The 10,299-nt window shown below is 52.1% G+C and carries 12 protein-coding genes; 2 read left to right on the plus strand and 10 right to left on the minus strand.

Annotation, left to right across the window (positions count from 1 at the left end; translation table 11 throughout):
- Window positions 1-802 precede the first annotated feature (802 nt).
- Both ACT3XD_RS18705 and ACT3XD_RS18710 read left to right on the plus strand, forming a co-directional pair.
- Window positions 803-1,126 carry a hypothetical protein gene (locus tag ACT3XD_RS18705; protein ID WP_192539752.1) on the plus strand — a complete coding sequence of 108 codons (324 nt, stop codon included), beginning with the start codon at window positions 803-805 and terminating at the stop codon, window positions 1,124-1,126.
- Between the two features lie 390 nt (window positions 1,127-1,516).
- The gene (locus tag ACT3XD_RS18710) at window positions 1,517-2,518 is read left to right on the plus strand and encodes a serine hydrolase domain-containing protein (protein WP_192539753.1); all 1,002 of its coding nucleotides are present in this window, start codon (window positions 1,517-1,519) and stop codon (window positions 2,516-2,518) included.
- Here ACT3XD_RS18710 and ACT3XD_RS18715 read toward each other — a convergent pair whose 3' ends face one another.
- From ACT3XD_RS18715 to ACT3XD_RS18760, 10 genes are all read right to left on the minus strand, one after another.
- Window positions 2,519-3,079: a YqhA family protein gene (locus tag ACT3XD_RS18715; protein WP_192539754.1), complete on the minus strand. Its 561-nt coding sequence runs from the start codon at window positions 3,077-3,079 to the stop codon at window positions 2,519-2,521. It abuts the gene before it with no gap.
- Window positions 3,080-3,097: 18 nt separating this feature from the next.
- Window positions 3,098-3,691, minus strand: coding sequence for an exopolysaccharide biosynthesis protein (locus ACT3XD_RS18720; protein WP_192539755.1), 594 nt, complete (start codon window positions 3,689-3,691; stop codon window positions 3,098-3,100).
- Window positions 3,684-4,148 carry a tellurite resistance TerB family protein gene (locus ACT3XD_RS18725; RefSeq protein ID WP_192539756.1) on the minus strand — a complete coding sequence of 155 codons (465 nt, stop codon included), beginning with the start codon at window positions 4,146-4,148 and terminating at the stop codon, window positions 3,684-3,686. The genes ACT3XD_RS18720 and ACT3XD_RS18725 overlap by 8 nt, the downstream gene beginning before the upstream one ends.
- 65 nt (window positions 4,149-4,213) lie before the next feature.
- Window positions 4,214-5,221 (minus strand): nucleoid-associated protein YejK, encoded by a 1,008-nt coding sequence (yejK, locus tag ACT3XD_RS18730; protein WP_192539757.1) that lies wholly within the window; start codon window positions 5,219-5,221, stop codon window positions 4,214-4,216.
- Between the two features lie 47 nt (window positions 5,222-5,268).
- On the minus strand, window positions 5,269-6,030 hold the full coding sequence (locus ACT3XD_RS18735; RefSeq protein ID WP_018919001.1) for an ABC transporter permease: 762 nt from the start codon (window positions 6,028-6,030) through the stop codon (window positions 5,269-5,271).
- Window positions 6,027-6,962, minus strand: coding sequence for an ABC transporter ATP-binding protein (locus tag ACT3XD_RS18740; RefSeq protein WP_192539758.1), 936 nt, complete (start codon window positions 6,960-6,962; stop codon window positions 6,027-6,029). Before ACT3XD_RS18740 ends, ACT3XD_RS18735 begins: the two co-directional genes overlap by 4 nt.
- 135 nt (window positions 6,963-7,097) lie before the next feature.
- Complete coding sequence (locus ACT3XD_RS18745; protein ID WP_192539759.1) at window positions 7,098-7,376, minus strand: peptidylprolyl isomerase; 279 nt, start codon at window positions 7,374-7,376, stop codon at window positions 7,098-7,100.
- A 78-nt stretch (window positions 7,377-7,454) separates the two neighbouring features.
- Window positions 7,455-8,564: a serine hydrolase gene (locus ACT3XD_RS18750; protein ID WP_192539760.1), complete on the minus strand. Its 1,110-nt coding sequence runs from the start codon at window positions 8,562-8,564 to the stop codon at window positions 7,455-7,457.
- A gap of 13 nt (window positions 8,565-8,577) precedes the next feature.
- Window positions 8,578-9,684: a heparan-alpha-glucosaminide N-acetyltransferase domain-containing protein gene (locus ACT3XD_RS18755; protein ID WP_192539761.1), complete on the minus strand. Its 1,107-nt coding sequence runs from the start codon at window positions 9,682-9,684 to the stop codon at window positions 8,578-8,580.
- Window positions 9,685-9,857: 173 nt separating this feature from the next.
- Window positions 9,858-10,142, minus strand: a complete 285-nt coding sequence (locus tag ACT3XD_RS18760; RefSeq protein ID WP_192539762.1) for a hypothetical protein — start codon at window positions 10,140-10,142, stop codon at window positions 9,858-9,860.
- Between the last annotated feature and the right edge of the window lie 157 nt (window positions 10,143-10,299).

A 10,299-nucleotide genomic window follows, 5' to 3' on the forward strand; every position in this document is an offset into this window, starting at 1 on the left:
ATGTTTTCAGAATACAAAGATTTTATCTAGCAATTATTATTATGCCGTCTGCAGTCTTTCAGTTTTATGAACACATGGCTCCATGCGCATAAAATATCATAACCTAGACTTTAGTCTATGCCCAACCCTGATATAGAATATTTCATCACATACACTTACATGGCATTAACTGAACGTCACACTATGCTTTCTAAGAACTTTAACTACCTTGCCAAGCGCCTTCCCAGTGTTCAGTATGGATTTCGTCGCTGCTGTTTATCGGGTTTAAGCTTGCTCCGTTCGTCATTTCACCTCGTTCAGCAGGTCGATTAATTAAGGCCAGAACTTAAAACCGAATTCTGAAATTACGATAGAAACCGCTTTCAGTTAATTTATTACTTAACAAGATGTAAATTTACTTCACACTTACTTACCTAATACATAAATGAGTTTTTATTAGCTATTTGCTTCCATTAAAATAACCTTTATCCAAAATATTTGTTAACCTTGCTTGGTAACAAAATGTTATTTTAAGAAATACAAATATCTTTATATTAATTACTTACTTATAAATTAAGCATTTTTGCTCATTTCAATGTAACAAATCCAAGTGGCCTGCATAGCACTGGGCATTTATAAACATGATCCATCACTCATCAACTCCCCTATAGATAATGTACGGCTAGATCAGCTACCCAGATGGACACCATTTTTATGGTGTCCATAAAACAACCAGCACACCATAGACCTTGGTCTAACACCCTTCCCTGCTTTACAATGCACTGCAATATATTCATTCGCGCCGTTCGCAGGACACCGCATCATGCATGCACACTACGTTTACGACTCTAGCCACACGCCTGCTACCAACGCTCAGCGCAGCCTTCGCCATTGCCTTTCATCCGTCGCAGAAATGCTTTATGACCACGGGTATGTGCTTGAGAGCATTACGCTCGCCCAGCGTGGCCTGGCCGAGCGTGAGCTTGGTGCTTTGCGCGCACAAGCGCCAGAGTGGGCAGCCTGCCAAGAGATTCTGGAAACAAGTGGCGCTGCCACCTTCAATGGATATGACCGCTTTGTATTAACGGCCATGGGTCGGGAGCTGATGTTCGATATGTTCGGCCAGGGGGCGGCTGACTGCGCTTAAAGCGCGGTTAAGAAAGGTACTTGCGTTAAAAACAGGCACGCACAAAAAAGCCCACAGGTTTCGCCTGTGGGCTTTTTATTGGCGCGATTAACGCAGGCCGAGCATCGAAAGGATGAACAGTACAACGACAATCAGACCTACGATATAAATGATATTACGCATGTCGGCGCTCCTTGCTAGTTTGCGTTTTGGGTGAAATCAAAGGGTTGCTTACTTCGAAGTAACGCCTTCAGCCTAGCAGGCTTTCTGACTCTTTGCGTAATCTATGATCATTTTGATCTGAAATAGCCTTTTCTCAGCGTTCATTGAGCATGTTTTTTTGTGCTGATGCGCGGCAATCGCTAGTGTAAATAGATGCATGCAGTGGCGTTATGCGATGGAGGTGGCTTGATGCAAAAACTTATCCGATGGCTTGGTTGCTGCGTATTGGCGGTACTAGGTGCGCACAGCGCTTATGCCGATCCGCCGCTGCCTGTAGCGTTAACAGCCCTTGATAATGACGCCAGTGAGCTTTCACGCCTTCATAGCGTGGTAGTTGCCTATGATGGCGAGATTATCCATGAATACCACCAAGGTGGCCCCGGTACCGCGCAGCCGGCCAATATCAAGTCGCTTTCCAAAACGGTACTGGCGGCCGTTACCGGGGCAGCGATTGAAGCTGATATTATCGAATCCACCCATCAGCCACTAGTGGCGCTATTTGGCGACCACTTACCTTCAGGCCTAGACCCACGTGTTAGCGATATTACGGTTGAGCACCTATTGGCCCAGCAGGCAGGGCTAGAACGTACCTCAGGCGGCAACTACAGCGCCTGGGTGGCAAGCTCTAACTGGATTAACGACGCTCTGACCCGCCCATTTGTCGATGAGCCCGGCGGGCGTATGCTGTATTCCACCGGCACCAGCCATTTGCTTTCGGCAGCACTTACCTATGCAAGTGGCGAAACCACCCACGCACTGGCAAAGCGTTTGCTGGGCGATCCGCTCAATATCTCAATCCTGCCCTGGCCGCGCGACCCGCAGGGTATTTATTTTGGCGGCAACGATATGCAGCTTTCGCCACGCGCATTGATAGAGGTGGGCGAGCTGTACCGTAACGATGGCATGGTCGATGGCGAGCGCATATTGCCAGAAGGCTGGGTTGAAGACTCATGGACGGCCCGCGGCGTCTCGGCATGGACAGGTGATGGCTATGGTTTTGGCTGGTTTATTACTCAATTGGCCGATGAGGCGGTGTATTACGGCCGGGGTTATGGCGGCCAAGCGCTGTATGTCATCCCGAGTAGGCAAATGACGATGGTGATCACCTCAGACCCGACGCCCCCATCGCCTGGGGGCCAGTTTCAGCAGCAGCTTAATCGGTTGGTGGTTAAGCTATTACACCCCCACTAGCTATTCATCTTTATGTGCCAAGCTCATTAAATACAGCGCGGCGGCGAGCGCTAAAACGGAAAGCGCCAGATAAATCGCCTCAAGCGGCGTAGTGAAACGAATATCCACTACGGCGCGGAAGAACTCGATAATCACGGCCAGGATAACCACACGGGCGATTTTATCTTTTAGTTGATCAAGTGAGGCAACGTTAAAGGGGTGCCTGGGATAACGTTCTTCCGCCTGATCAATCCTTGATACAAATAGTCGATAAATACCCAGCCCGAAGATCAACAGCACGATTGCAATAAGGTAAATATCCACCGCGATCACAATTTCAGGCACTAAATTTTCATGGATATCCTGCGTGCTGCCCAGTAGGTAATAGCGAATAACATCGCCAACGACATTAAGAATATCCAGTGTTCCCACAACAAACAGTGCCAATGATCCTAGCAGACTTGGGATAATGGCTAACATCACCAGAAACCGCGAATTCCAAAGGGCAGTTTCAATACGCCGTTCCCAGGTGGATTGCTCTTGGGGCGTTTTAGGCGGCGGCGGGTTTAACGGCTCAGACATCGTGACATCCCTGTGTGCCTATAAAAGATACATGAGTATCGCCACAAACGTGGCGGTCGTGATCAGAAAGCCTAACGAAAGTACCAAGCCGTCGCGGGCGACAAGCCCCAGACCAAATAGCGTTAGCGCAAGGCCTGCACCATTGGCGGAGAAGGGAATAAATTCCATCGGAGGCATGGCTAAAGCCACCAACAGGCAAGCAAGCGCCGTGGCGCGTATCCCCGCATAACCGGTCATCCACTTTAAACGCACGCCTAAAAGGTTATCGATCCATTGAGCAGGCTTTTTTAGCGCATGAATGGCTTTATCAAAACCTTTGCGGGATACCGATCGATTTAAAAGCCACTTAGGTAACCAAAACGTTTTTCTGCCCGCCAGTAGTTGAGTGGAGACCAGCAAGACCAGCGCGGCCATTAAAGTAGGCATACCGGGGATATCGCCAATGATCGGCGCGAGCGTGATTAGCCCGGCAATTAACAGGAGCGGCCCAAAGGAGCGACGCCCGACAGCGTTAACAATATCATCAACGCTCACACGCGGCGCATCACGCTCCATCTGCTCCATCGTCTGAATAAGTTCGGTTAGATTGGTAGCCTCTGTCGATTCACTCATGCGCGTTGCGGCGCTCCTCTACCTGCAGTTTGGCATGGATAAAATCGCTGTGGCTGACGTGAAGTAGATCTGCCAAACGCCGAATACGGTGCTCTTCAAGTGGGTCCACGCGGCCATCAGCCCACGCCAACTGCCACATTGAGGCAACCAGCTCACAGCGCTGCGCATAGCCATAGTGCTCTCTTACCAGGCTGACGAACTGGTAATGATCGACCGCCTCTTCCACCTCGGCTTCGGCAAGCGCCATGAGTTCGGCTACTTCGTGTTCACCTAGCCGATAACGGGTAGTCAACATTTGCTTTAACGCCGCACGCTCGGCATCGCTGGCATTGTAGTCAGCGCGCACCACTTCACACAGCAGTGCCGCGGTGGCAAGTTCAAGGGTTAACGCTTGGTTGTCGCGCCGCTCGGGTTCGGCCAAGGCACGTTGAAAGAAATGAGTAATCGCATCCAGCATCGTGTTTGCTCCGTTGATCAACTTGGCCTTTCGACGCGTTTCAGGCAGTTAAGTGCCTTGGCAAGTTAACTTTTACGCTTGGCAAGCTGCTCTTTTAACTGCTTGGGCACCTGCTTAATAATCAGCCGGTCCTGGCCCTCGTCATACTCGATGCTAGACCCTAGCAAGTGCGAGTCAAAGCTGATGGACACACCGCCTGCGCGTCCAGTAAAACGCCGAAACTGGCTAATCGTGCGTTTATCCGGTGGGATCTCCGCGGAAAGCCCATAGTCGGCATTACGGATATGCTCAAAAAATGCTTTAGGCTGCTGCTCGTCTACCAGCTCAGAGAGCGCTTCCAGGGTCATGGGTTCGCCCCGCCGCAATTGCTCATTGGCGTAGTCCACTAGGGTATCGGTTTTGTCGCGGCTGGCGTCTTCGTCGAAATCCTCTTTTTCAACATAGTCGCTGAAGGCCTTTAACAGCGTTCGGGTTTCCGCCGGAGCATCAATGCCCTCCTCCATGCCCAGCAAAGCCACCATGCCTTCGGCGAGTTTTTTCCCGCCACGGTCTTTTAAAAACGATACGTATTGGGCATTAGGCGCATCACTTTGCCATTGGGTTAAATTGACCCGAGCGGCCAAGGTCAGTTGGCTGGTATTTAACTGCGCCGCGGGCACCGCTTGATGTGCTTCGTTAATGCCGATGCCTTCGCGCTGATGGACTAACGCCACAAACAGGGTTTCCGTGTCGCCCTGACGTAAATGCGCGAGCAGTAAATAGCCGCTTACCGAGAGCTGCTCCTGCAGCTCGCGCGCCAGGCGCTCAGCAATCGCTGTTGAAAGCTGCGTGAAGTCCTGCTCGCCGGCCATATAGTCGCGCAGCCAGGCAACCAGCGGCCCAGCCTGTTCGCCTTCTTCAGCAAAGCGCCCCCAGCCCTTGGCTTTGGTGTTATAGGTGTCGTTAAGCCCGTTCACCAGGCTTGCCATTACCGGGTCATCGTTTTCAGCGGGGGCAGGCGCCGCCGTTAAGGTTAGGCGTTCGCCATCAAGTGATGGATCCAAGCGGTGAACAATACTTTGCAGTAGCGGCATAAAGTGGCATCAGCTCCAGACAATAAACAGAAATACGACGACGTGGGCTATGGCTTAAGGCGATAACCGGTGCGGAATATCCAGGCAATAGCCCCAAGGCTTGCGACCAAAAACAGCGTAATCATGGCCACGCTGGCCGCCACGCTGACATCGCTAATACCGTAAAAACTCCAGCGAAAACCGCTCACCAGATAGACCACCGGATTGGCAAGCGTCACGGTCTGCCAAAAGGGGGGCAGCATATCAATCGAATAAAAGCTGCCACCCAGAAAGGTCAGCGGCGTAATAATCAACAGCGGTACAAGCTGCAGCTTGTCAAAGCCATCCGCCCAGATACCGATAATAAACCCAAGCAGGCTAAAGGTGACGGCGGTTAATACCAAAAACGTCAGCATCCAGAAAGGATGAGCGATCTCCAGCGGCACAAAAAAGCTCGATGTGCCAAGAATAATCAGCCCCAGCAGAATCGACTTTGAAGCCGCCGCGCCCACATAGCCAATCACAATTTCCAGATACGAAATTGGCGCCGATAAAATCTCGTAGATGCTGCCTGAGAATTTGGGAAAGAAGATACCGAACGAGGCGTTGGATACGCTTTGAGTTAGTAGCATCAGCATGATCAGCCCCGGCACGATAAAGGCGCCGTAGCTTACCCCGCCAATTTCACTGATACGCGAGCCGATTGCCGCGCCGAACACCACAAAATAGAGCGAGGTCGAGATAACCGGCGATACAATACTTTGCAGCAGGGTGCGCCGCGTGCGCGCCATTTCCGCCATATAGATGGCGCGAACAGGATGAAGGTTCATGCGCGCTCCTTAACTAAATCGACAAAAATATCTTCAAGCGAGCTCTGCCGCGTATGCAGGTCTTTAAAGGTAATGCCTTCATGGGCAAGCGTTGCCAGCAGCGTCGAGATGCCGTGACCCTCTTCGTCCTGCCGGCCGTCATAGGTGTATACCAGCTCGTACCCATTGGCGGTAAGGCTTAGCGCGTCTTGCTGCAGCGTATTCGGCAGTTCACGAAGTGGTGTTTGTAACTGCAGGGTTAGCTGCTTGCTACCTAGCTTCTGCATGAGGGCGGCCTTCTCTTCCACTAGCACGATTTCCCCGCGATTAATCACCCCAATGCGGTCGGCCATCTCTTCGGCTTCTTCAATGTAGTGGGTGGTGAGAATAATCGTCACCCCGCTTTCACGCAGCCCGCGCACGACTTCCCACATATCCCGGCGCAACTCGACATCCACACCGGCCGTGGGCTCATCCAAAAACAGGATACGTGGTTCATGGGAGAGTGCCTTGGCAATCAGCACGCGGCGCTTCATGCCGCCGGAAAGCGTCATTAAGCGGTTATCGCGCTTATCCCATAGTGCCAGCGATTTAAGCACCTTTTCGATATGCGCAGGGTTAGGTGCTTTGCCAAACAGGCCGCGGCTAAAGCTGACCGTGTTCCATACCGTTTCAAAGGCTTCGTTGGTTAATTCCTGAGGTACCAGGCCAATACGTTCACGCGCCTGGCGATAGTGAGTCACACTATCAAAGCCATCAATCACTACCCGGCCTTCGGTAGGATTCACCAAGCCGCACACCACGCTGATCAGCGTGGTTTTGCCTGCCCCGTTGGGGCCAAGCAGGGCAAAAATCTCGCCGCGTTGAATGGATAAATCCACACGCGTAAGTGCCTGAAAGCCGCCTTCGTAGGTTTTATTCAGGCCATTAATCGAAATAATCGGATCGTTCAAGGCGCACTCCTCACACCACAGCGTAAAAGCCGCGACGTTTGAGGCAGTTTTTACGCGATATCACGCATTACTTTAATGCGAAAAATAAGCCGTGCACGCCTGATGGCGTTGCACGGCTATAGAAACACTGGCGGCTTAGCTGCGGTCAGTGACTTCGAGCAGATGGTAGCCAAACTGCGTTTTTACCGGACCATGTACCTGACCCAGCTCACCGCTGAAAACGACTTTATCGAACTCAGGCACCATCTGGCCGGGGCCAAAGCTACCTAAGTCGCCGCCCTGACGGCCAGAAGGGCAGCTTGAATGCTGCTTGGCCACTTCAGCAAAATCGCGGCCGTTTTCAATTTCCTGCTTAAGCGCTAAACATTGTTCTTCACTGTTCACCAAAATGTGACGGGCGCTGGCACGTGCCATAACAAGCTCCTTCATTTAACCAATATAGTGGGCCACTAGTTTATCACGCCCACGCATGTGTTGTGGGTACCTGAGCCATCAAGGCGCACCCAACGCACCACTGTAGCGTAGCGCGTCACCGACTTGCGCCAGGGCATGTTCATGATCACTCAGGGCAAGCGGGCCGCGGCTACAGGTAACGATGACCCAAGGGCCAACACGGGCGCTTTCATCTGTTCGCGTGGCGACGCCTGCATCACAACTGCGCCGATGCTGGGTGCCGGTTTTATGCGCAAAGCTGATCGCATCGCCCATGCCTGCCGTTAAGCGCTTCGCGCCTGAGCGGGTACGCTGCATGATCTCCAGCAACGCCTGGCGCTGATCGGCGTCTAAATCGCTCGCTGCCCCGTTATACAAACTGGCCAGCAGGTCGCCGTAAGCGCGCAGCGTGCCTACGTTTTCACCGGTGGCTTCATAGGCATCAAAGGCATGGTCATAATCAGGCTGTAGCAATGCGGCTTGATTAACGCCTAAAACACGGGCCAGTGCGCTACCACGCTGATTTAACCGGTGCTGGCGCAGTGCGATAAAGTCCATACCGGCCAAGGTTTTGGCATCCGGATGAAACTGACCATATACGCCCTGGCGTACGCCCACTAGCTTGGTAATAGGGCCAATATCGTCAGGATTGCCCCCACTGGTTGCAATCATGGCGTTGGCACGCGCGTTAACCTCAGCAAGGCCAACACGCTCAATCAACATATCGGACGCCGTGTTATCGCTGACGGTAATCATCTGCTCGAGCAGATAACGCACCGAAATGGGCGTACCGGGGTCATGCCAGATTACCGGGCCGGCGCCATCCACAAAGTCACTGCGCGCAAGCGTTAACCGCTCATCGAGAGTCAACGTGCCCGCCTGGCGCTCGGCGAGCACTTGCGCGGCGATGGGCACTTTTACCAGCGAGGCCAGATACCAGGGCCGGTCGGCCTGCCATGAATACGCCTCCCCGGTCGTCAGGTTTTGTATATAAACCCCGAGCGCCCCTCCAAACACCTCTTCAATGGCGGCTATTCGGGCATCTAAATCGCCCTGCCATGTGCTCTGTTTATCAACTTCGTAGTACCAGTTAGTTTCGTACCCATCGGCGTAGACGGGCAGCGCAATCAAAAATGCAATACCTAGCAGCCAGCGTTGAATCCGTCGCAAATCATTACCTCTTTTAGCGGTGGGCGGCTATCCAGCGGGTTAGCCAAATCCAGGCGGCCGCGCCGAGTATTAACACACCACCAATGCCAAGTGCCTGTGGATAGGTGTACATGCCCTCGTCTTGCAGCAGAAAGCGCAGCACCAGAAAAATCATCACAATATGAAAAATGAAGGCTTTTAATGCATCGCTACCGACCACGGTTAACGGCAAAAGTGCCTTAGCGGCAATCGCCCCTCCGGCCAGCGCCAACGCGAGTAAGACAAGCGCACCGCCTAAGCTAAACAGCGTGAACTGCAGGCCGGGGGGATGTTTGCCAGCGTTATTGGCAACGGCCATCATCGCCGCATAAGCATCGCCTTCAGCAAAAGCGAAGCCGTAAAACGCCACCACCATTAACGCGCCCACGCCCAGCAGCGTAAACACCAGACGGCGCCGCAGCTGGGCGGTAAAGTAACAGCGCAGCAACGCCTCGCCGATCAATAAGCCGATAAGAATTAGCGGCGCCCGACTGATCTGCCCCCAGGCGTAATGGTCTTGATGATCCACCAGGAAGGCTTTCAAAATGTCATTTCCGCCAAAGGTAAACCCTTGTAGCCAAGCGGAAAGCCCGGCCAACCCGACAATAGTGGCAATACGGCTCCAGAGAGGCGCCCGTGCCCATAGCGGAAGGATCAAAGGCACCCAAAGTAGCGCGATGGCATAGAACCCGAGAATTTCCACCCAAATGGCAAAGCGCCCGTAAAGCAGCGTATCCACAATATCGGCGGGAGCACTGAAGGGCAGCATCTCGATAATGACAAGCGCCTTGTACCAGAACCAGACTTCCAACGCGCGAAGCCATAACTTCAAGCGCCGCTTAGGCCACACCTGTGTTTGCGTATGGGAAAGAAAAGCCACCGCCAGCGCGATGCCGAACACTAAAATGAACAGCGACGAGGAAAATTTAGTTAAAAAATGAATCGGCACCATGCCCCAGTCGGGCACGTTGCGAATGCCTACTAACCCACTTACCGCATGACTTATAATCATCAAACCAATGGCAATACCGCGGGCCAAGTCAATAGCTTCAATACGTCCTTCGGCTTTGGGTAGCTGCGGCGTTTCCTTCCAGTTCACCACGATAAAGGCGTCCTTGTTGTCGTTACGGATTAGATAATTAATCTCGTTTAACAATAGCCTATAAACCGACTGCCTCTAAGCGATGCTTTAAACGCAAAAATGCCCCGCAATTGGCGGGGCATTTTGTGGCTCGTCCGTGAACCAGAACAAGAGTCAATCCATTAGCGGGTTACTTACCACTGGGTGTCATCATCGGAATCAGTGGTTTCGTATTCCTGCTCCTCTTCCTCTTCTTCGTAAGTGAATTCTTGCTCTTCCTCTTCATACTCGGTGGTTACGCCCTGATCATTCTCAGTATCGTAAGAGTTGAAGCTGCCTTGCTCATCCTGCATCGGCTCTTCTTGCGGCATGGGCTCTTGCTCGGTACCACTTTCCATTTCAGCAAAAGCCAGCGGACTTGCCATAAGACCAAAAGATACGCCTAAAATACCTAGTTTTTTCAGAGCTTCCATTTTCATGTCGTGCCTCCTAAGTAATACGCTTTCTGTTACTTGGTAAATTTAAATAAGAAACATCTAGCCAAGAACCAATCATCATCCTGATGCTGTGTTCTTGTCTTAGGGAGGCTCTGAAAAAGTCTCTGCCTTCAGCGATAATACGAACATCGTCAACTGC

It is taken from the genome of Halomonas sp. AOP7-B1-5, from assembly GCF_052353045.1.
Classification (GTDB): domain Bacteria; phylum Pseudomonadota; class Gammaproteobacteria; order Pseudomonadales; family Halomonadaceae; genus Vreelandella; species Vreelandella colorata.